Origin of the sequence: Acidimangrovimonas sediminis (assembly GCF_002871005.1) — a bacterium.
Lineage (GTDB): Bacteria > Pseudomonadota > Alphaproteobacteria > Rhodobacterales > Rhodobacteraceae > Acidimangrovimonas > Acidimangrovimonas sediminis.
The window spans coordinates 14,206-35,803 of record NZ_PHSN01000017.1; the positions used below are offsets into that span (position 1 = coordinate 14,206).

General features: G+C 67.5%; 20 protein-coding genes. 13 read left to right on the plus strand and 7 right to left on the minus strand.

The features are described 5' to 3' along the window. The first annotated feature begins 63 nt into the window (after positions 1–63). The 12 genes from CVV76_RS15850 (at position 64) to CVV76_RS15905 (ending at position 12,772) form a co-directional block, all read left to right on the plus strand. Positions 64–1,209 (plus strand): NAD(P)/FAD-dependent oxidoreductase, encoded by a 1,146-nt coding sequence (locus CVV76_RS15850; protein ID WP_102225657.1) that lies wholly within the window; start codon positions 64–66, stop codon positions 1,207–1,209. Beyond that, entirely contained in the window at positions 1,206–2,489 is a 1,284-nt protein-coding gene (locus CVV76_RS15855; RefSeq protein ID WP_102225658.1) for a TRAP transporter large permease, read from the plus strand. Before CVV76_RS15850 ends, CVV76_RS15855 begins: the two co-directional genes overlap by 4 nt. A 41-nt stretch (positions 2,490–2,530) precedes the next feature. Further along, positions 2,531–3,511, plus strand: a complete 981-nt coding sequence (locus CVV76_RS15860) for a TRAP transporter substrate-binding protein (protein ID WP_199178627.1) — start codon at positions 2,531–2,533, stop codon at positions 3,509–3,511. After that, entirely contained in the window at positions 3,508–4,092 is a 585-nt protein-coding gene (locus tag CVV76_RS15865; protein WP_102225659.1) for a TRAP transporter small permease, read from the plus strand. The genes CVV76_RS15860 and CVV76_RS15865 overlap by 4 nt, the downstream gene beginning before the upstream one ends. 31 nt (positions 4,093–4,123) lie before the next feature. Then, positions 4,124–5,617 carry a M81 family metallopeptidase gene (locus CVV76_RS15870; protein WP_102225660.1) on the plus strand — a complete coding sequence of 498 codons (1,494 nt, stop codon included), beginning with the start codon at positions 4,124–4,126 and terminating at the stop codon, positions 5,615–5,617. After that, a complete protein-coding gene (locus CVV76_RS15875) occupies positions 5,614–7,107 on the plus strand; it encodes an amidohydrolase family protein (protein ID WP_102225661.1) in 1,494 nt (497 codons plus the stop codon). Before CVV76_RS15870 ends, CVV76_RS15875 begins: the two co-directional genes overlap by 4 nt. After that, positions 7,104–8,045: a CobW family GTP-binding protein gene (locus CVV76_RS15880; RefSeq protein WP_102225662.1), complete on the plus strand. Its 942-nt coding sequence runs from the start codon at positions 7,104–7,106 to the stop codon at positions 8,043–8,045. The genes CVV76_RS15875 and CVV76_RS15880 overlap by 4 nt, the downstream gene beginning before the upstream one ends. Positions 8,046–8,328: 283 nt before the next feature. After that, a complete protein-coding gene (locus tag CVV76_RS15885) occupies positions 8,329–9,066 on the plus strand; it encodes an IclR family transcriptional regulator (RefSeq protein WP_158243171.1) in 738 nt (245 codons plus the stop codon). Position 9,067: 1 nt separating this feature from the next. Next, a complete protein-coding gene (locus CVV76_RS15890) occupies positions 9,068–9,808 on the plus strand; it encodes a transporter substrate-binding domain-containing protein (protein ID WP_102225664.1) in 741 nt (246 codons plus the stop codon). Between the two features lie 22 nt (positions 9,809–9,830). Then, positions 9,831–10,499, plus strand: coding sequence for an amino acid ABC transporter permease (locus tag CVV76_RS15895; protein ID WP_102225665.1), 669 nt, complete (start codon positions 9,831–9,833; stop codon positions 10,497–10,499). An 8-nt stretch (positions 10,500–10,507) separates the two neighbouring features. Beyond that, the gene (locus CVV76_RS15900; RefSeq protein ID WP_102225666.1) at positions 10,508–11,272 is read left to right on the plus strand and encodes an amino acid ABC transporter ATP-binding protein; all 765 of its coding nucleotides are present in this window, start codon (positions 10,508–10,510) and stop codon (positions 11,270–11,272) included. A gap of 69 nt (positions 11,273–11,341) precedes the next feature. Then, positions 11,342–12,772, plus strand: a complete 1,431-nt coding sequence (locus tag CVV76_RS15905) for a formimidoylglutamate deiminase (protein WP_102225667.1) — start codon at positions 11,342–11,344, stop codon at positions 12,770–12,772. Between the two features lie 9 nt (positions 12,773–12,781). Here the strand turns inward: CVV76_RS15905 and CVV76_RS15910 are convergent, their stop codons facing one another. From CVV76_RS15910 to CVV76_RS24980, 7 genes are all read right to left on the minus strand, one after another. Continuing rightward, complete coding sequence (locus tag CVV76_RS15910) at positions 12,782–13,948, minus strand: iron-containing alcohol dehydrogenase (RefSeq protein WP_102225668.1); 1,167 nt, start codon at positions 13,946–13,948, stop codon at positions 12,782–12,784. A 30-nt stretch (positions 13,949–13,978) separates the two neighbouring features. Next, positions 13,979–15,307: a glutamine synthetase family protein gene (locus tag CVV76_RS15915; protein ID WP_233192982.1), complete on the minus strand. Its 1,329-nt coding sequence runs from the start codon at positions 15,305–15,307 to the stop codon at positions 13,979–13,981. Between the two features lie 71 nt (positions 15,308–15,378). Continuing rightward, positions 15,379–16,440, minus strand: a complete 1,062-nt coding sequence (locus CVV76_RS15920; RefSeq protein ID WP_102225670.1) for an ABC transporter ATP-binding protein — start codon at positions 16,438–16,440, stop codon at positions 15,379–15,381. Further along, positions 16,440–17,906: an amidase family protein gene (locus tag CVV76_RS15925; protein ID WP_102225671.1), complete on the minus strand. Its 1,467-nt coding sequence runs from the start codon at positions 17,904–17,906 to the stop codon at positions 16,440–16,442. Before CVV76_RS15925 ends, CVV76_RS15920 begins: the two co-directional genes overlap by 1 nt. A 70-nt stretch (positions 17,907–17,976) precedes the next feature. Continuing rightward, entirely contained in the window at positions 17,977–19,347 is a 1,371-nt protein-coding gene (locus CVV76_RS15930) for an ABC transporter substrate-binding protein (RefSeq protein WP_102225672.1), read from the minus strand. A 93-nt stretch (positions 19,348–19,440) separates the two neighbouring features. Next, on the minus strand, positions 19,441–20,295 hold the full coding sequence (locus CVV76_RS15935) for a carbohydrate ABC transporter permease (RefSeq protein ID WP_158243172.1): 855 nt from the start codon (positions 20,293–20,295) through the stop codon (positions 19,441–19,443). Beyond that, a complete protein-coding gene (locus CVV76_RS24980) occupies positions 20,292–20,477 on the minus strand; it encodes a hypothetical protein (RefSeq protein ID WP_158243173.1) in 186 nt (61 codons plus the stop codon). Before CVV76_RS24980 ends, CVV76_RS15935 begins: the two co-directional genes overlap by 4 nt. A 92-nt stretch (positions 20,478–20,569) precedes the next feature. On the opposite strand from CVV76_RS24980, the gene CVV76_RS15940 reads away from it, so the two are divergent. Further along, entirely contained in the window at positions 20,570–21,595 is a 1,026-nt protein-coding gene (locus CVV76_RS15940; RefSeq protein WP_102225674.1) for an AraC family transcriptional regulator, read from the plus strand. Positions 21,596–21,598 lie beyond the last annotated feature (3 nt).

Below are 21,598 nucleotides of genomic sequence, written 5' to 3' on the forward strand. Positions count from 1 at the left end.
GCTTGAGCGGAAAAAAGAATCGCGCAAAGCTCCGCCTCGGTAACAATGCGGAGACAAGCCAGGATGCCGACAGACGAGGTGTGCAAAGCCGAGATCGCGGTGATCGGTGCTGGAATTGCCGGGGCGTCGGTCGCGGCGGAACTTGCCCCGCACGCCGCCGTCGTGCTGCTGGAGCAGGAGGATCTGCCGGGCTACCATGCAACCGGGCGGTCGGCCGCGGTATTCGCGCCCTGCTACGGCCCGGCGCCGATCCGCGAACTTACCCGTGCCTCACGCCGCTTCTTCGAACATCCGCCCGAAGGTTTCGCGCAGGCGCCGCTGTTCTCGCCCCGCCCGATTCTGATGATCGCCCGGGCCGACCAGCGCGCCGCGCTGGAGGCACTGGTCGCGACGGTCTCGGCCGAGACCGAGGTATCGCGGCTGACGGGCGATGCGCTCAGGGCGTGCCAGCCCCTCCTGCGCGACGGCTATGCCAGCGAGGGAATGCTCGACACGCTGGGACAGGATATCGACGTGCATGCGCTGCACCAGGGCTACCTGCGCCTGTTCCGCGCCGCGGGCGGGCGGCTTGCGACGCGCGCGCCGGTCACCGCGATGGCCCGCGAGGGCGCGATCTGGCGGCTGGAAACCCCTGCCCTGACGATCGAAGCGCCGCTGGTCGTGAACGCGGCGGGGGCCTGGGCGGGCGAGGTGGGCGCGCTGGCCGGTGCCGAGGCGATCGCCCTGGTGCCGAAGCGGCGCACCGCGGCGATGATCGCCGATCACCCCGGCCTGAAGACCGGCCACCTGCCCATCACCATCGACGTGGACGAGGAATTCTACCTCAAGCCCGATGCCGGCCGTCTGCTGATCTCGCCCGCGGACGCAACGCCGTCGCCCGCCTGCGACATCCAGCCCGAGGAGCTCGACATCGCGATCTGCGCCGACCGCATCATGACCGCCTTCGACCTTGAGATCCGGCGGATCGAACGCAAGTGGGCGGGGCTGCGCACCTTCGCCGCCGACGGATCGCCGGTGGTGGGCTTTTCCGCCGCGGCGCCCGGGTTCTTCTGGCTGGCCGGACAGGGCGGCTATGGCATCCAGACGGCACCAGCCCTTGCGAAATACGTCGCAGCGACGATCCTCGGCCGCCCGGCCCCGCCCGAGATCGGCGACGAGGGCTTCACCGGTGCGGGCGTCGCCCCGGCGCGGCCGGAGCTGGCGGCATGATCTGGCTGGTCCCGCTCGGCGCCATCCTGTTTCTCGGCTCGGGCCTTGCCCTTGCCTACGTGATCGGCGCCGCCGCGATCCTCGCCTTCATCGCGACCGAACACAGCCGCTTTCTCGCGGTGATGCCGCAGAAGATCTTTTCCAACATCTCGGTCTTCTCGCTGCTGGCGATGCCGCTGTTCATCCTGACCGGCGAGGTGATGAACCGGGGCGGGGCGACGCGGGCGCTGATCAACTTCTCCATGGCGCTGATCGGGCGGCTCCCCGGGGGGCTGGGGCATGTCAACGTGATGACTTCGGTCTTCTTCGCCGGGATCTCGGGTTCGGCCGTGGCGGATGCGGCGGCGCTGTCGAACACGCTGGTGCCGGCGATGCGCGAGAAGGGATATTCCGGCGCCTATGCCGGGGCGCTGACCGCGGCCTCGTCGATCATCGGGCCGATCGTGCCGCCCTCGATCATCCTGATCTTCTACGGTGCCCTGATGCAGACCTCTGTCGCGGCGCTGTTCGTGGCAGGGATCCTGCCGGGGCTGGTGCTGGCGCTGGCGCTGTTCGCGGTCAATGCACTCTATGCCTGGCGCGAGGGGCATCCCCGCGTCGCCAAGGGCGAGTCGCCCCCGCTCCTGCCCGCGCTGGGAACCGCGCTGCCGGCGCTCTGCCTGCCGGTGATCATCGTCGGCGGCATCGTCTTCGGCTGGATGACCCCGACCGAGGCCGCCGCCGTCGCGGTGATCGCCTCGGGCCTTGTCGCGTGGTTCTACGACGGGCTGGCCCCGCACGACATCTGGGAAAGCCTGAGCCGGACAGCAGTGCTGACCGGGTCGATCTTCATGATCCTCTGCGCGGTCTCGGCCTTCGGCTACCTGGCCGGGCTGCAGCAGATCCCGCAGATGCTGGCCGCGCTGGTCACCCGGCTGGGGCTGAGCCCGGTCGAGTACCTGATCATGATGAACGTGGTGTTCATCCTGGCGGGGATGGTGCTGGACGTGACCGTGGCGCTGGCGCTGCTGGTGCCGCTCCTGGCCCCGGTCGCGCTGGCCAACGGGGCGGACCCGGTGCACCTGGGCATCGTGATCTGCTTCAACCTGTCGATCGGCCTTGTCTCGCCGCCGCTCGGCGGGTCGCTCCTCATCGTCTCGACCGTGACCGGCGTCCGCTACTGGGAGCTTGCCCGCAAGGTCATCCCCTTCGTGATCGTCGAAATCGCGGTGCTCGCCCTGCTGGTCGCCGCGCCGGCGATCAGCCTTGCGCTGCCCCGTGCGATGGGGCTCTGGCACTGACCCAAAACACAAAGAATGAACCAACAGAGGAAGGAAACAAGATGAAGCTCATGCCCACCCTGGCCGTGCCACTGGTCGCAGCGCTTGCCCTTCTGGCCGCGCTGCCGGCCCGGGCCGAGGTCAAGGTTGCCCTCGACTCGCCGCCGGACATGAAACAATCGGGCACCTATGTCTGGGCCCATACCTTCAGCGACTACCTCAACAGTCACGGCGTGAAGGCGACGGAATACCCGCGCAATTCGCTGGGCGAGGAATCCGAGCGTCTCGATCAGGTCAGCACCGGGGTGCTGGAGGTGTCGATGTCCGACGCGCAATCGGCAGGGCGGCTGGACGGCACGATCTACGGCGCGATGATGCCGTTCTTCCTCAAGGGGCCGGAACAGCTCGACGAGGCGCTCTACAAGGGCGGGATGCTCAAGCGGATCAACGCGGGCACCACGCCGCACGGGGTGCGGGTGCTCGACCTCGTGCACCTTGGTCTTGCCTCGGGGATCTTCACGACCAAGGTGCCGGTGCGCAGCTTCGCCGATTTCTCCAAGGTGCGGATGCGGGCGCTGGACAAGGTGCAGCTGGCCACCTTCGCCGCCTGGGGCGGGACCGGCACGGTGGTGTCGTGGTCCGAGGTGCCGAACGCCCTTCAGACCGGGGTCGCGGGGGGCTACATCAACCCGCCCTTCGTGCCGCTGCTCTATGGCCACACCGCCTTCATCAAGTATTTCACCGATCTCAAGATCGCGCCGTCGATCCGCATCGCCATTGCCTCCGAGGATTGGTACGAGGGGCTGAGCGACGACCAGCGCAAGATCGTCGATCAGGCGACCGAGGCGGCGCACAAGGCCAACCGCGACTGGCTGGCGGGCCGGGCGCACGTGCTCAAGGACCTCGAGGCCGCGGGCATCACGGTGATCGAACCCAGCCCCGAGGAGCGGCAGAAGTTCCGCGACGCCTCCGAGCAGATCTACGAGAAGGTGGAGATGCCCAAGGGGGCGCTGGCCGCGTGGAAGGCGGCGATCGCGCAATGAGTGCCGCACGGACCATCGCGGGCGGGATCGACCGGCTGTCGGCGGTCCTCAACCGCGTCGCGCTGGTGGTAGCGGTGCTGGCCGTGCTTGTCATGCTGGCCTCGGCCAGCTGGCAGGTCTTCGCGCGCTACCTCCTCGACCAGCCGCCGCCCTGGACCGAGGAACTCTCGCGCTATTCGATGGTCTGGGGCGGGATGCTGGGCGCCTCCTGCGCCTACCGGATGAAGGCCGACCCGACCCTGTTCCCCGAGATGGTCACACTCGGGGGCGGGATCGGGCTGGTGGCGGTGCTGATCCGCAGCCTGGGCGCGGCGATCTTCATCGTTGCGACATTGTGGTTCTGCATCTTCGGCGGCGGGATGGAAATCGGGCGCGGCTACATCGCCCGGCTGGTCAGCCGCAGCGCGGAGACGATGGATGTCTCGATGGCCGTCTTCGGCATCGCGATCCCCATCGCCTGCGTCCTCGTCCTCCTCCACGTGCTGGCCGACATCGCCCGCGCGCTCTTCCCCGCCGACGCCCTGGCCGCCCATGGCCGACCCGACGAAACCGTCCCGCCCCTCACCGAAAACGCGCTCTGACACGGGCGCCCCGACCCCGAGGATTTCCAAGATGAAGCTGTTCATGGCCTCGCTCGCCACGGAAACCAATTCGTTCTCGCCCATCCCGACCGGGTGGAGCGGGTTCCGTCAGAGCCTGCATTCCAAGACCGCCTCGATCGACGGGACGGGCGCCTATGCCACCGCGGTCAAGGTGTGGCGCCGCCGGGCGGAAGAACTGGGGTGGGAGATAGCCGAGGGTCTGGCAACCTATGCCCAGCCCGCCGGTCCCACGGTGCGCGGCGTCTACGAGGCGATGCGCGACGACATCCTGACCGACCTTGCCGCCGCGATGCCGGTCGACGTGGTGCTCCTGTCGATGCACGGCGCCATGATCGCCCAGGGCTATGACGATTGCGAGGGCGACCTGTTGACCCGGGCGCGGGCAATCGTGGGGGACGGCGCGAAGATCGGGCTGGAGATCGACCCGCATTGCCACCTGACCGAGGAAATGATGACCGCCGCCGACGCGATCGTCTGCTACAAGGAATACCCCCATATCGACGTGGCCGAGCGCGCGGAGGAACTGTTCACACTCTGCGCCGATGCGGCGGAGGGGCGCACCAACCCGGTGATGCGCGACTATGATTGCCGGATGATGGCGATGTATCACACGCCGTTCGAGCCGATCCGCGGCTATGTCGACCGGATGCAGGCGATGGAGGGCAAGGACGGCATCCTTTCCGTTTCGCTGGCGCACGGCTTTCCCTGGGGGGACAGCCCCCGGGTCGGTACGCGGACACTGGTGATCGCCGACGGCGACGCGGCGCTGGCCGAGGCGCGGGCGGCCGCGCTGGGGCAGGAGCTGTGGGAGATGCGCCACGAGTTGCGGCAGTTCCCCGGAATGGGCGAGGGACTCGACCGGGCCGAGGCGGCGATGGCGCATCCCGTGGTGCTTGCCGATTTCGCCGACAATGCGGGCGGCGGCGCGCCGTCGGACAGCACCTTCGTCCTGCGCGAGGTGCTGGCGCGGGGGCTGCGCGACGTGGCGCTGGGGATCTTCTGGGACCCGGTGGTGACGGCGATGTGCATCGACGCGGGCGTGGGCGCGGTGCTGCCGGTGCGGCTGGGTGGCAAGGTGGGGCCGATGTCGGGCGATCCGGTCGACCTGACCGTCACGGTGCGCGGCATCAACCAGGGCGCGTTCCAGCGCCTCGGCCCGGCGCGCCACGCGATGGGCGATGCCGTCTGGCTGGAGGCCGATGGCGTGCATATCGTCGCCAACACCCTGCGCTGCCAGTGTTTTCACCCCGAGGCGTTCGAGGATCTGGGCCTGAGCCTTGCCGCGATGAAGATCGTCGTGGTGAAATCCTCGCAGCATTTCTACGACGGTTTTGCCCCGATCGCGGCCGAGGTGATCCACCTCGCGACCCCGGGGGCGATCCCGCCGGACTACCGCATCATCCCCTTCACCAGGCGTGACGATAATTTCTGGCCGAAGACCGAAGATCCCTTCGCCTCCGGCCCTGTCTCCGCCGTCCCCGCTCCCGAAAGGGCCGCCCAATGAATTACGATCTCCTGATCCGCAACGGCCGCGTCATCGACCCCGAGACCGGCTTTGACGAGGTCTGCGACCTTGCCGTCTCGGGCGGGACCATCGCCGCGGTGGGCACCGACCTTGGCCCCGCCGAGCGCGAGATCGACGCGACCGGGCTTGTCGTTTCGCCCGGGTTCATCGACCTGCACGCACATGGCCAGTCGGTCGCGGCCGACCGGATGCAGGCCTTCGACGGCGTGACCACAACGCTGGAGCTGGAGGTGGGCGTGCTGCCGGTGGGCCAGTGGTACGACGCGCAGGCCAAGGCCGGGCGCCCGCTGAACTACGGCACCGCGGCAGCCTGGGCCTTCGCCCGCCGCGCGGCCTTCGGCGGCTTCACGCCGGACGGCAGCGTCAACCCGCTCAACCACATGGGAAGCTCCAACGACCTGCGCTGGACGACCGACACGGCAAGCCCCGAGCAGCTCTCGGACCTCCTGTCGTTGACGCGCGAGTCGCTTGAGGACGGGGCGATCGGCATCGGCCTGCCGAACGGCTACCTGCCCGGCGCGGGGATGCAGGAGCTGACGAAAATCTGCGACCTGGCCGAGGAATTCGGGCGCCCGACATATACCCACATCGCCTACATGAGCAACGTCGACCCGCACAGCTCGGTCGACAGCTACGTGAAGCTGATCGGGCTGGCGGGCGCGACCGGGGCGCATATGCACATCTGCCACCTGAACTCTACCAGCCTGCTGGACATCGACCGCGCGGTCGAGGTGATCGCAAAGGCGCAGGCGCAGGGCCTTCGGGTCACGACCGAGGCCTATCCCTACGGCGCCGGATCCACGGTGGTCGGCGCGGGTTTCTTCGCGGATCCGGAGTTCACCACGCGCACCGGCAGCGATTACACCGCGATCGAGATGGTCAAGAACCGGCACCGGTTCGAGGACCGCGACGACATCCTGCGTGCCCAGCATGAGGATCCGAAGGACCTGGTGATCTGGCATTACCTCGATATCGAGGTGAACGCGGAACATCGCCGGATGCTGGACGTCTCGGTCACCTTCCCGGGTGGCTCCATCGGTTCGGACGCGATGCCATGGACCCTGCCCGACGGGTCGATCTACGACGGCCTCGACTGGCCGCTGCCCGACACCGTGTCATCGCACCCCCGCTCGGCCGGCACCTTCACCCGGTTCCTGCGTGACTACGTCTTCGATCGCGAGACGATGTCGCTGACCGAGGGGCTGGCGCGCTGCACGATCTACGCCGCCCGGGTGATCGAGGGCTGCACCCCGCAGATCGCGCGCAAGGCACGGCTGCGCGCGGGTTTCGATGCCGACATCACCATCTTCGACCCGGCAACGGTGACCGACCGCGCCACCTTCACCGACATGAACCGCCCCGCCGAGGGGGTGAAATACCTCATCGTCGGCGGCACCCCGGTGATCGACGGCGGCGCGCTGGACACCGCCGCCGCCCCTGGTCAACCGATCCGCTGCCCGCGGTCATGACGGTTCCCATCCTTCTGGTGACCGGCTTCCTCGGCGCCGGGAAGACGACCTTCATCAACGGCCTGCTTCAGGATGCGCGGGGCCTGTCCATCGCCGCTATCGTCAACGATTTCGGCAGCGTCAACATCGACGCGGCCCTGCTGGAGACGGCGACGGACGAGGTGATCGGGCTGAAGAACGGCTGTATCTGCTGTTCGCTTCAGGGCGATCTTCTGCGTACGCTGCGGCAAGTGCTGGCGGGCGGGACGCGCGACCTCGTGGTGATCGAGGCCAGCGGCGTGGCCGATCCGCAAGGCATCGTGCAGGCGCTGATGGATCCGGTGCTGTGGCCGGCGGCGGCGCTCGATTCCATCGTCTGCCTGATCGATGCGGGGGATCTTGCGGCGACGCCGGAACGGGCGGCCGATCCGCTCTGGGCAGCCCAGGTCGCCGCGGCGGATTTCGTCCATCTCAGCAAGACCGGCGAGGCGCGCCCCGGGGACGTGGGCGCCCTGACCGCGCGGCTTGCCGCGATGGGAAAGACGGCAGTGTTCGGCCAGGACGGAAGCGCACGCGACATCCGCGACCTGATCGCCCGCGGAACGCCGCGCCCCGGCGCCGGCCGGACCCGGCGCGCGACGCTGGACAGCGCCCGGTTCGCCACGCTGGACAGCGCCCGGTTCGCCACGCTCGAATGGCGCTGCGAAAGTGCGGTCTCCCTGCCCGCCTTCCAACGCCTGATCGGCCAGCTTGCGCCCCGGCTGCTGCGGGCCAAGGGCTTCCTGACCTTTGCCGAGAAACCGGGCGACGCACACCTGTTCCAGATGGTCGGCAAGCGCGCCACCCTCGCCCGCCACGAGCGCCCGCAGAAGGGCTGTGACCTCGTCCTGATCGGCGAGGCGGCGACGCTGGAGCCCGACGCGACCCGACGCGCGCTGGATGCGTTGCCGAGGGCCTAAGCCGGGCGCTCTCCCCTTCCGGCACGATCCCGCGCGGATCCTGTCCGTCCCGCACGCTTTCCCGCCGGGGGCCGGCCGAGTCAGGGCTGCCGGATGCCGGGGGGGGGGCGCCCCTGGCCAAACCCAGTCCGCCCAGAATTCAGGCATATGGCGCCAAAACGGCATCATCGGCGCCCACCCTTCGCGCCGCACGCGCCTTGGTCGCGAAAAAAGCGGTTGCCTTGCCCCCATTTCTCCGATCTTCTCAATTAATGAAATCACAATTCTCATTTCGTGGGAAAATATGTCCGCCGCCGAACGAGCCCTCTCTGTCCTGACGCTCTTCATCAATTCCGACGGGGCCCTGACCGCGCAGCAGGTCGCCGCGTCGATGGCGATGCCGCTTGCCACCGCCTACAGGCATCTCGGCCTGCTCAAGCGGATGGGGTTCGTCACCGATCTCGGCCGGGACGGGGGCTTTGCGCTGGGGCCGGCCGCCTTTCGCATGGCCGAACGTGTCGGACAGACTTCGTACCTCTCGTCGGTCGCGGTACCCGAGATGCAGCGGCTCTCGCGCGAGACGGAGGAAAGCGTGGGCCTCATGCGCCTCGTGGGCGGCCAGATCCAGTGCCTCGAGATGGTCGAAAGCGCGCAGCCCCTGCGCTGTTCCTTCGTGAAGGGGGGCCTCAACACCCTCAACCGCGGCGCGACCGCGCAGGCGATCCTTGCCTTCATGGATGCGGGGCTGCGCGGCCGCATCCTGCGACAGCTCGGCCAGCCCGGCCTGCTGAGCGCGGAGGAGATCTTGGCGGTGCAGGCCACCGGCCACGCGGAAAGCGAGGGCGAGGTCGACGCGGGCGTCTGGGGCGTCAGCGCGCCGATCTATTCCGCGCCCGGGCGCTTCGAGGGATGCGTGACGCTGATGGCGCCGGCCGTGCGCGTCGCCGACCGCCGCGCGGGCCTGATCGCGTCGCTGGCCGCCCATGCCCGGAACATCACCGACCAACTCAGTTCAACCACCAACCAACAGGAAACCCTCTGAAATGAAGATCACCAAGATGCTGCGCGCCGGCCTGATCGCCACCGCGGTGCTTTGCCAGCCGGTCCTGGCACAGGCCAAGGACATCACCATCGCCACCGACGCGACCTTTCCGCCGTTCGAATACTACGACAACGGCAAGCTGACCGGGTTCGACATCGAGCTGCTGACCGCGCTGTCGGAAAAGATGGGCGACAAGATCAAGTGGACCACGACCGACTTCAAGAGCCTGATCCCCGGCCTCGTCGCCAAGCGCTTCGACATGGCCGTCTCGGCGATCTACCTGACCGCGGAACGGGCCAAGGTCGTGGATTTCTCGGACCCCTACTACACCGGCGGTCTGGTGGCCATGGTGCAGGCCAAGGACACCGCGATCACCGAGCCGAAGGAGCTTGCCGGCAAGTCGGTCGCCGTTCAGGTCGGCACCAAGTCGGTCAACTACCTGCGTGACAACTATCCCAAGGCCAAGCTCGTCGAGGTCGAGAAGAACGAGCAGATGTTCGAAATGCTCAAGATCGGCCGCGTCGACGCGGTGGTGACCGGCAAGCCGGCCGCGCTTCTCTATGCCAAGGAAAACCCGGCCGTGAAGGTCCTCGCCAAGCAGCTGACCAACGAGCAGTACGCGATGGCGATCCGCAAGGGTGAACCCGACCTCGTGAAGAAAATCGACACCGCGCTCGCCGCGATCAAGGCCGACGGAACCTACGACAAGCTCGTGACCAAGTGGTTCGGTCCGTCGAAGTGACACCCTGAGCGGAGGCAATGGCATGAACCTCGACTTCTCCCCGGTCTGGCAGGGCTGGCCGTATCTGATGCAGGGCGCGCTGGTCACAATCGAGGTGACCAGTAGTGCGCTGCTCCTGAGCGTCTCGCTCGGGTTGCTGATCGGCATCGGTCGCCTGAACCCGAAACGGCGGGTCATCTATGGCCTTGCCTCCGCCTACGTCACCTTCATCCGCGGCACCCCGCTGCTGGTGCAGCTTTTCCTGCTCTACTTCGGGTTGCCGCAATTCAATATCATGCTGCCCGCCTTCGTCTGCGGGACGCTCGGGCTCGGCATCTACTCGGCCGCCTATGTGTCGGAGATCGTCCGCGGCGCGATCCAGTCCATCGATCATGGCCAGGTGGAGGCCGCGCGCTCCATCGGCATGTCGTCTAGGCAGGCGATGCGGGTCATCATCCTGCCGCAGGCGGCGCTGCGGATGATCCCGCCTTTCGGGAACGAGTTCATCGCGCTGATCAAGAACTCGGCCCTCGTGTCGCTGTTGACGATCTCCGACCTGATGCACGAGGCGCAGATCATCATCTCGACCTCCTATCGCTCGCTCGAGGTCTATCTTGCCGTGGCGTTCATCTACCTCATCCTCACCAATGCCGCCGGCTTCGCGCTTCGCCTGATCGAACGGCGCATGAAGGCGGGAGGGATCCTGCAATGACATCGGCAATGACATCCACGACCGCCCCCATCATCGACATCCGCAACCTGTCCAAGAGCTTCGGCGAGACCGAGGTGCTGCGTGACGTGTCGCTGTCGGTGCGCCCGTCCGAGGTGGTCGTGATCATCGGCCCCTCGGGATCGGGCAAGAGCACGCTGCTACGCTGCTGCAACGCGCTGGAGGTGCCGCAGAAGGGCGCCATCACCGTGTGCGAGACGGAGTTGGTCCGCGATGGCGTCGTGCTGCCCGAGAAACAGCTGAACGCCCTGCGCACCCAAGTCGGCATGGTATTCCAGTCCTTCAACCTGTTCCCGCATCTGAGCGTTCTGCACAACGTCACGGTCGGCCCCCGCATGCTGTCGGGCCAGAGCCGCGACGAGGCAGAGGCCCGGGCGATGGAGCTGCTCGAGAAGGTCGGCCTCGCAAACAAGGCGACGGCGCACCCGGCCCAGCTTTCGGGCGGCCAGAAACAGCGTGTGGCGATCGCCCGGGCGCTTGCCATGAAGCCCCGCGTCATGCTGTTCGACGAACCGACCTCGGCCCTCGATCCCGAACTGGTGGGCGAGGTTCTGGGCGTGATGAAGACGCTGGCCGAGGAAGGCATGACCATGCTCATCGTGACCCACGAGATGAGCTTTGCCCGCGACGTGGCCGACAGGGTTCTGGTGATGGACGGCGAGATCATCGAAGAGGGCCCGCCCTCCGAGATCTTCCTTTCGCCGCAGCACGCGCGGACGCAGAACTTCCTCAAGTCGGTACTGACACGAAGCTGAGGCCCCCGGGGGAGCGGCCACGCCGCCCCCTTCCGCCCTGCCCCCCTTCCACCGGAGACGAGAACCGCCATGAGCGCTGAACGCCCGCAGGGTGTCCACCTTTCGCACGCCCTCACCCCCAGGGGATGGAAGCGCAACCTGTCGCTAATGATTGACGGCTCGGGCAGGATCGGGGCCCTGCACGAGGATGACAACCCGCTGCGCCTTCCGGTCTGCGACAACCCGGTCGTGCCCGGGCTGACCAACCTGCACAGCCACGCCTTCCAATATGCGATGGCCGGCCTGACCGAGGTGCGCCGCAATCCGGTCGACAGCTTCTGGTCCTGGCGCGAGATGATGTATTTCTTCGCGCTGACCCTCACGCCCGAGGACATGCAGGCGATCGCCGCGCGCCTCTACCTCGATCTGCTGAAGGGCGGCTACACCGGCATCGCCGAATTCCACTACGTGCACAACGACCTGGACGGGGCCCCCTATCCCGACCCCGCCGAACTGTCGCTGGCGATATTCGGGGCGGCGTCGCGCACCGGGATCGGGCTGACCCACCTGCCGGTCTTCTATGCCCGGTCGAATTTCGGCGGCGCGGCGCTACTGCCACGGCAGCGGCGCTTTGCGACCACGCTCGACAGTTACGCAGAGCTGATCGGCCGCCTTCGGGCGCCGGCCGCCGCCGGGGGGCACCGGCTGGGCATGGCCCCGCATTCCCTGCGCGCCGCCACGACCGACGAGATCCGCGCGCTCATGGCCCTGCGCGATGCCGAGCTGCCGGGCAGCCCCGTGCACATCCACGTGGCCGAGCAGATGAAGGAGGTCGAGGATTCCCTCGCCTGGAACGGCCGCCGCCCGATCGAGCAACTCTTCGACATCGCCCCTGTCGACCGCGGCTGGTGCCTGATCCACGCCACGCATCTGACCGACGCGGAGTTGACACGGGTCGCGCGGTCCGGCGCCACGGTCGGGCTTTGCCCCATGACGGAGGCGAACCTGGGCGACGGGATCTTTCCGGCGGCAGAGCTTGTCGCGCGGGGGGGGATCTTCGGGATCGGGTCGGATTCCAACATCTCGGTCAGCGCGGCGCAGGAACTGCGCCAGCTCGAATACAGCCAGCGGCTTTCGCGACAGCAGCGCAACGTTCTTGCCACCGAGACCCATCCACATGTCGCCGCCGCGCTCTGGCACATGGCAGCGGCAGGGGGTGCCCGCGCGACGGCAGGTGGCGAAGCAGCGGATGGCGAGGCGGGCCTTGCCGTGGGCAACCCGGCCTCCTTCGTGGAACTGCGTCCCAGCGAACCGGTCATCGCGTCCGGCGAGGCGCCTGACGCAATGCCCGACGCGGTACTCGACAGCCATGTCTTTGCCGATCGCGGCGTGCACATCGGCGATGTCTACGTCAACGGGGCCCGCGTGCTGACCCAAGGCCGCCACCCCGCCGAAGACGCCATCAGGGCGGACTACGCGGCAGCCGTCGCACGCATCAGGACACGTCTGGCCGACTGGTAGCGCGGGCCGCTACGCCATCGCCCGGCCGAGCATCTGCCGCGCGACATCTTCGTCGAACGGCAAGGGGTTGGCCGCGGCGCAGGGGTCCTGCACGGCCAGGGCGATCACCTCCTGCAGCCTGTCCCGCGACACGCCGATCGCGCGCAGCGACCCCGGAATCCCGAGGGTCGCCCGCAGGTCCACGAGCCAGGCGATCACGCTCTCCGCCTCTCCCCCCGGCAGATCGAGCAACCCGGCAAGTTCCGTGAGCCTCTGCCGTGCCGCGCCGAGATTTTCGGTCACCACATGCGGCAGCAGGATCGCGTTCAAGAGGCCGTGCGGCAGGTCGTACACCGCGCCAAGTGCATGGCTCAGCGCGTGAACCCCGCCCAGCCCCTTCTGCAGGGCGACGCAGGCCATGCCCGACGCGACGAGCATGTCCGACCGCGCCTCGAGATCCGCGCCATCGGCATAGGCGCATGGCAGCGCGACCTTGATCATCCGCAGCGCCTGAAGGGCGAGGCCGTCGGCCATCGGGTGGAAATTCGGGGTGATGAAGGTTTCCAGCGCATGGCACAGGGCATCCATGCCCGTGCTCGCGGTCAGCGCAGGTGGAAGCCCCACCGTGAGATCCGGATCGAGAATCGCGACATCCGGCATCATGACCGGGTGAAAGATGATCATCTTCCGGCCGGCCCCGGTGTCGGTGATGATCGAGGAACGCCCCAGTTCGGATCCGGTGCCCGCCGTCGTCGGCACCGCGACAACCGGCACGGGATTCGAGGTATCGACACGTTTCCAATTGTCCCCGACATCTTCGAAATCCCAGATCGGTCGGCTTTGGCGAACCATCAGGGCAACCGCCTTCCCTGCGTCCAGGGCGCTTCCGCCGCCGATCGCGATGACGCTGTCGTGGCCCCCGGCGACGAAGGCCGCAACGCCCGCGTCCACGGCCTCCCCCGTCGGGTTCGGCTGGACCGCGGAAAATAGACCAAAGGGAACGCCGGCCCCGCGCAGGACAGCGATGGCGCTTTGCACCGGCGCCATCGAGACAAGCGCCGCGTCGGTCACCACGAGGGGCCTTGAGGCACCAGCATCGCGCAGCGCCCCGGGCAGGTCGGCGACCCGCCCCGCGCCGAAGAGGATTGAGGTGGGCCACGACCAGTTACGCTCGGGCCGGGAGGAAAGATCCAGCATGGTGCACTCCGGAAGGTCAGTTGCGTCCGTTCAGAACAATTCGAGGTAGCGCCTGATTTCCCAATCCGTGACCTGTCGCAGGTAGTCCCGCACCTCGTGACGGCGGGAGCGGACGAGGTGATCGACGAAGGCGTCACCGAAGATGTCGCGCGCGGTCTCGCTCGCCTCGAACCGGTCCGCCGCTTCGACGAGGTCGCGCGGAAAGCGGGCCTCGGGCGGGGGATCGGCCTCGTAGGCACTGCTGGCGAGCGGGGCGCCGGGATCGACCGCGTTCTCGATGCCCCAGAACCCGGCGGCGAGGCAGAGCGCCATCGTTGCATGCGGGTTGGAATCGGCCGAGGGCACCCTGAATTCGATCCGCGTGCTCTCGGGCGTATCGTTGATCACGCGGACGGCGCAGGTGCGGTTCTGCACGCCCCAGCTCGCCCAGGTCGGCGCCCAGGCCCCGGGGACGAGCCTTTTGTAGGCATTCACAGTATGCGCGGTCATGACAAGCATTTCGGGCATCAGCCGAAGCAGCCCGCCGATGAAATTCAGAGCTGTCCGCGACAGACCGTCAGGCGCGGCGGGATCGTGAAAGACCGGCTTCCCGTCGCGCTGCAACGAGACATGGAAATGTCCGGACTGCCCCGAAAGCGCGGGGTTCAGCTTGGACATGAAGACCGTGGTCAACCCGGCCCGCGCGAAATGGGCACGTGCGAAGTTGCGAAAGAGCGCGGCATCGTCGGCCGCCCGGATGCCCGCAACCGCCGCGAGGGGAGCCTCGAAACAGCCAGGCCCCAGTTCGGTGTGCAGACTGTCAAGACCGATGCCCACGGTCTCCATGCAGTCGCGCAATCCGTCGAAGAGATCGGCATGGACGGCCGCGGATTGAACCGAGTAGGTCCGGTTGGCCTTGGCGAAGTGCTGCAGGCCACGGTAATCCTTCGCGCGCAGCGTATCGGCGGTCTCGTCGAGCAGGAAGAATTCGTATTCGAAAGCGGCGGTGACATCGACGCCCTGTGCCCGGGCCTTCTCCAGCTGGCGCAGCAGCTGGTTGCGCGGCGAAAACTGCCCGAAATCACCGGTGAAGTCGGCGATCATGACATCGGCACCGGGACCGAAGGGCCAGCGACGGCGGGTCTCGGGGTAGATCCGGGCCGGCCGGTCGGTATAGACTGCCGCGTCGTCCCACGTCGCCTCGGCGCTGTCCCACCCGTGCAGGACGTCGCAGAAGCTGTAGCCGCTCTCGATCAGCTTGCCCGCCTTCTTCGCGGTCATCAGCTTGTGCCGGAACACCCCGTCCAGATCGAAGATCCCGACGTGAATGTCCTCGCGGCCGGAAACCCGCGTCGCCTCGGTGTCTTGCATGTCAGGCATGGTCCCTTCGCTGCGGTCTTTCGTTGATGTCGGCGGGCCGTGGCACGACCCCGGGGGCAGTGCCCCGCCGTCTAGGCGATGCGTTTCTCGGTCTCGGCGTCGAACAGATGGAGCGCCTCGCCCGGCACTGTCAGGCGAACCGCATCGCCGCGGCTCAGGGCCGTGCGTTCCCGCAGCAGCACCTGCAATTCGACCCCTTCGACGCTGACGATGACGATCGTCTCGGAACCCATCGGTTCCACCAGCTCGACGCGTGCCGCGATCGGGCCGGCCTCGCCGAGGTGCAGATGTTCGGGCCGGATCCCCCAGATCGCGGGCCCCGGGCGGGCCGGGCGCGACAACGGCAGCGAGACCTGCGACCCCGTGCGAAAGCCCATGCCGGTGTCCGTCTGCACGACCGACCCATGGACGAGGTTCATGCTGGGCGAGCCGATGAAACCGGCGACGAACGCGGTTTCCGGCCGATCGAAAAGCTCCAGCGGGGCGCCCTGCTGCTCGATGTGACCGTCGCGCATCAGGACGATGCGGTCCGCCATCGTCATCGCCTCGATCTGATCGTGTGTCACGTAGATCACCGTCGCGCCGAGGGTCTGTTGCAGTTTGCGGATCTCGGTCCGCATCTGGACCCGCAGTTTCGCATCGAGATTGGACAGGGGCTCGTCGAACAGGAACACCTTGGGGTCGCGCACGATCGCCCGGCCCATGGCCACGCGCTGCCGTTGCCCGCCGGAAAGCGCCCTGGGCTTGCGGTCGAGCAGGGCTTCAAGCCCGAGGATGCCGGCCGCGCGGTGCACCTCGCGCTTCATCTCCTCAGCGCCGAGACCGCGCAGCTTGAGCGAAAAGCTCATGTTCTCGGCCACGGTCATGTGCGGATAGAGAGCGTAGTTCTGGAATACCATCGCGATGTCGCGATCCCTCGGGGGCACACCGTTCACCTGCCGGCCGTCGATCTCGATCCGGCCGCCCGTCGCCCCCTCGAGCCCGGCAATCATCCGCAGCAAGGTGGATTTCCCGCAGCCCGACGGCCCAACGAGCGCCACGAATTCCCCGTCCGCCACCTCGAGGTTGATGTCGTGCAGGATGCGCGTGGTTCCAAAGTCCTTGCAGAGGTTGGATAGCGTCAGGCTGGACATCAGAAGGCTCCTGCGGTCTTGGGTGTCGTCGTGTCGGGTGACGGCCCCTTGCCCGCGATCTCGGGCAGGACGGGCGGCGGGCAGATCCTGGTAAAGGCGTCGACCGCGCTCATCAGAAGCGCCTCTGCCCCCCAGGGGGCGACGATCTGAAGACCGACCGGAAGGCCCGCGCGGGTCAAGCCGCAGGGCACCGTGGCGGCGGGCAGACCGGTCAGGTTGAAACTGAACACGGTCACCGTCCAGTCCGCCCTCCAGCCGCGCCCCGGGGGACCGGGATAATCGAGCCCGAGAGGAAAGGCCGGCCCCGCAAGCGTCGGCAACACCAGGAGGTCGTATGTGGAGAACAGCTGACGGATCCGTTCCATGTAGTCGCTGCGCCGCCCGTGATAGGCGCGCACATAATCCTCGACCCGCACGCCCTTGCCGACGCGCGCAAGTTCGAGAAGCGGCGGCTCGAGCCGCTCGCGTTGCCCGGGGGAAAGCCCGTCCACCATCAGCGAGGTGCCTGCGGCGAGGATCTTGACATAGGTGTCCTCGGCGTCCGGGAGGTCGAGCGCACTTTCACTCCAGCTTGCCCCCGCCGTCTCGAAATGGGTCAGGGCCCCGGCGACCAGCGCGGCGACTTCCGGCTCGATCGGCACGCCGGAGATGGTCGGCAGGTAGCCGATGTGCTGACCGGCGATGTCCTGTTCCAGCCCGGAAGAGAAGACATCGGCGGGCAGGGCCGAGATCGGCAGCCGTGTCCCGTCGCTCTCGATCGGCCAGCGACGGGCCAGCACGTCAAGCAGCAGCGCGGCGTCCGAGGCATGGCGGCTGAGTGCGCCGGAGGACACCAGCGGCCCGGTGATCCCGGCCCGCTGGGTCGCAAGGGTGCCGGCCCCCGGTTTCACGCCGATCACCCCGCAGAACGAGGCCGGAATGCGCACCGACCCGCCGCCATCGTTGCCAAGGTGGATGGGTCCCATCCCCGCCGCGGCGGCAGCGCCTGCCCCGCAGCTTGATCCGCCTGTCGTCATCTCGACGTTCCAGGGGTTCCGGGTAAGCCCGGTCAAGGGGCTGTCGCTGACGCCCTTGTGGCCGAACTCCGTCGTCGTCGTCTTGCCAAGGAACACCGCCCCCGCCGCGCGCAGCCGGGCCACCTGCAGGTCGTCCGTCTTCGCGACCGCGCTCTCGGGGTCAAGCGCGCGGCTGCCGCACAGCGTCGGCCAGCCCGCGACGTCGATCAGATCCTTGATCGACACCGGCACACCATCGAGCGCGCCCTGCGGCGCGCCGGAACGCCAGCGCTCTTCCGAGGCCCGCGCCGCGTCGAGGGTCCGCGCGTGATCGAGCAGGCAGAAGGCGTTCAACCGCTCCTGTGTCGCCTCGATCCGGTCGAGACAGGCTTGCGCGACATCGACGGGGCTGAAGTCCCCGGTTGCATATCCGTCAAGAAGCTGCCGCGCAGACAGCAGGTTCAGGTCCATCGTGGTCCATCCTTCGAAGAGATCCGGCGCGCCCCGATCCCGGGGCGCGCCCTGACGTCAGGACCGCCGGTCAGCGGATCGAGCGGTTCGCCCGGTCGGCGGCACGGGTGAGGGCATCCTTGGCGGAGGTGCCCGAAGTGACGATTTCGTTGGTCGCCACGGCGAAGGCGTCGAAGATCATCGGGGCCTGCGGGTGGAACAGGATTTCCTTCGAGCGCGTCACGTCGGCGGTCGAGAGCGAGTGCAGCGCCGCCCCGGCGGCCTCGGCCCCGAAGGCCTTCCGGAAGGCATCGCTCTTCCACGCCGAGCTGCGGGTCGTGGCAAGCCCGGCCGCCGAGGTCAGCGCGGCGGTCGGCTTCGACGTCGCCCAGAGCATGAACAGGAACGCCGCCTTCTTGTTCCTGGACTTGGAGTTGATGCAGGCCTGCCAGCAGGACATGTAAGGCGTGCTCGGGTGCACGCCGTCCGACACGAGGGAGCTGAAGGTGGTCTTGCCGGCAAGGCGGCTCTTCTTCCGGTCGCCGATCGTCGTCGCGAAGTTGGAGCTGTCGGTGGCGATGGCCGCCGCCCCTTGGGTGAAGTCGTTCAGCACCTCGTACCAGTCGTAGCTGCCGACACCGAGCGGCCCGGCATCACGCAGCATCTTGCCGTACATGTCGAGCGCCTTGATGCCTTCCTCGCTCTGGAACGCCACCTTGCCCTTATCGTCGACCATGCGCCCGCCGTAGGAGAACAGGAACCCCATCGAGGCCGCGGTGGCGGAAGAGGCCGCCTTTGCCCGCATCGCGATTCCTGCCTCGCTGTTCGACTTGAGCGCGACCGCGGTGTCGTAGAGTTCCTCGAAGGTCTTCGGCACCGGCTTGCCCGAGGCGTGCAGCGCCTCGGTGCTGTAGAACATGATCTGCGCCTCCGTGGTGATCGGGAAGGCGTAGCGTTCCCCGTTCGACCAGACGGGAAAGCCCGCCGCGGCGCCCAGCAGATCTTCCTCGTCATACCATTTGGTGTCGGTCAGGCCCGTGTCCTTGTAGTGGGCGTTCAGCGGTTCGAGCCAGCCCGCGCCGATCCCCTGGCCATAGGACAGGAACATGAACACGTCAGGCACCGCGGCGCCCGACCCGAGGCGGATGGGCAGCGAGGTCAGGAATTCCGCCTCCGACTGGAAGTCTGCCCTGACCTCGATACCCGTCAGCTCCGTGAACTGGGGGAGGAGCGGCTGGATAGCGCTCGACCACGGGTGCGTCGCGCCGGACAGCTGCAACGTGGTTCCCTTGAACTGCTTCCAGTCGATATCGGCGGATGTATAGGCGGAAAGGTCGGTTGCCGCCATCGCGCCCCGCCCGATCAGGGCGGGCGCGGCGAGACCTGCCGCGCTGCCCAGCAGCAGGCGGTTGAAACCACGGCGTCCCATGATCGGCTGAAAACGTGAAGTCTTGTCAGTCATTTCAGGCTCCTTGTCGGTCGGGCGTTGGGTGTGATGCGCCCTTTTGGAGGTGCGGGCGTTCTTGTGTTTCTCGGGAAAATCCTGCGCGGGCCGTCACTTGACGGCACCCAGCGTGAGCCCCTGCACCAGCTGGCGCTGGAACAGCAGCAGGATGAGCAGAACCGGCACCAGCATCAGCGAGGCCGCGGCCGACAGCCGCCCCCACTCGATCTGCTGGTAGCCGATGAACTTGTAGAGACCGACGGACATCATCGGGATCTGGCCGCCCAGCACGAGCGAGAACAGGAATTCGTTCCAGGTGAAGAGGAAGACAAGCACCGCCACGGCCGCCATTCCCGTGCGGCTCAGCGGCAGGATGATGGTCGCGAAGCTGCGCCAGTAGCCCGCCCCGTCGATATAGGCCGCTTCCTCCAGCTCCCTCGGGATTTCGGCGAAGAAGCCGCGCATCAGCCAGATCACCAGCGACAGGTTCAGCGCGACATGCGCGACGATGAGGCCCGCCTGGGTATTCAGCAGCCCGATGTTCTGGAAGATCACGAAGAACGGGATCAGCATCGCCACCGGCGGGGTGAAGCGCGTCGACAGGATCCAGAAGCCGATATCCGTCGATCCGCGAAAATCGAAGCGCGCCAGGACATAGGCCGCCGGCGTCCCGATCAGCAGCGCGCAGACCGTCGTCGCCGCGGCCACGGTGAAGGTGGTCAGGAAATACCCGAGGATGACCTTGTCGGTCAGCACTGAGGCATAGTTGCTCAGCGTCGGCTCGAAGATGAAGCTCGGCGGCCGCGCAACGACGTCGACGGGCAGTTTGAGCGAGGTGTTGATCAGCCAGTAGAGCGGGAACAGCGTCCATGCCGCGAAGAGAAGGAGCGTCAGGCGGCGTAATCCGCGGCGGAAGTGTCCACCCGCGGAACCCCGCGTGGTCGGTGCCATATCGGTCCGGGTCATGACTGGTCCTCCGCTACCTTCAGAAGCCGGGTCCGGCGCAGGAGCACCTGCGAGAGAATGATGATGATGACCATCATGATGATCGCGATGGCGGATCCGCGCCCGAGCGAGGTGAATTCCAGCGCCTCCTTGAAGGCGAAGACGTTCAGATGGCGGCTGCATCGACCTTTGCCCTCGCACACTGAAACGCGGCCCTTTTCCGCGCTTATCGCGTGCGCGACGGGGGGCGTTCTTGCCGCGGCTCCGGCGCCGCATCCGGCAGGACAGGCAATAGATGGTGACCAAGGCGCAACTGATCACATCCGTCGGCTCCAGCTTGGGAGAGTACCTCGATGCCCGCGGTGACGAGAGGGGCCAGCCGACACCCGGCCAGCCGACGCCCGGACAGCCGACACCCGGTCAGGCGCCGCGCGAAGGGGAGACAATCCCGCTTTCCGAATTCGCCGGTGCGCTGGAACGGCTCGCCGCCGCGACACGGGTGCCCGACCTGGGCCTGCGCTTTGCCGAACGTTTCGACCTGCGTCGTCTCGGCCCGCTGGGCTACCTGATGCAGAGTGCCGAGACGCTTCATGCCGCGCTTCATGATTACGTGCGGCACTACCCCAAGGTTCAGAGCGACACCGCCGTGGATTTCGAGATCCGGGGCGGGACCGCCGTCGTGACCTACGAGGTGCGCGACGGCGCTAATTACGAGCGGGCACAGGACGCCGAATTCTCGACGGGTATCATCCTGAACTACTCGCGCCGCCTTTGCGGCACCGCCTGGCATCTCGACACTCTCAGCTTTTCCCACCCCGCGCAACGTCAGCGCCGGTTCGCCTCGGGCGGCTTCACCCCGGAATTCTCGGCCGGCCAGAACGGGTTCTCGTTCCCGGCGGAACTTCTCGAACACCCCAATCCGAGGGCCGACCCGGGGCTTGCCGCGATCCTGAGAACCCATCTGGGCAAGCTGCCCCCGCTCGACACCGGAACATCCCCCATTTCGGAACAGGTGCAGGCGGCGATCGTCGAGGCCCTCAACGACGATCAGGATACCAGCATCGAAGCGATCGCGGCGCGGATCGGACGTTCCGCGCGGGTGCTGCAGCGCGTCGTGGCGGCGGAGGGGCAGAGCTTTCGGAACCTGCGCAGCGAGGCGCTTGTCTCGATGGCCTGCCTCTGGCTTGCATCCACTGATCGGCCGATCACCGACATCGCCCTCGATCTGGGCTTCAGCGAGGTGAGCGCCTTCTCCCGCTTCTTCAGGAACAGGCTGGGGCTGAGTCCGATCCGCTACCGGCAGCAGGAGGGCCGCCGCTAGGCC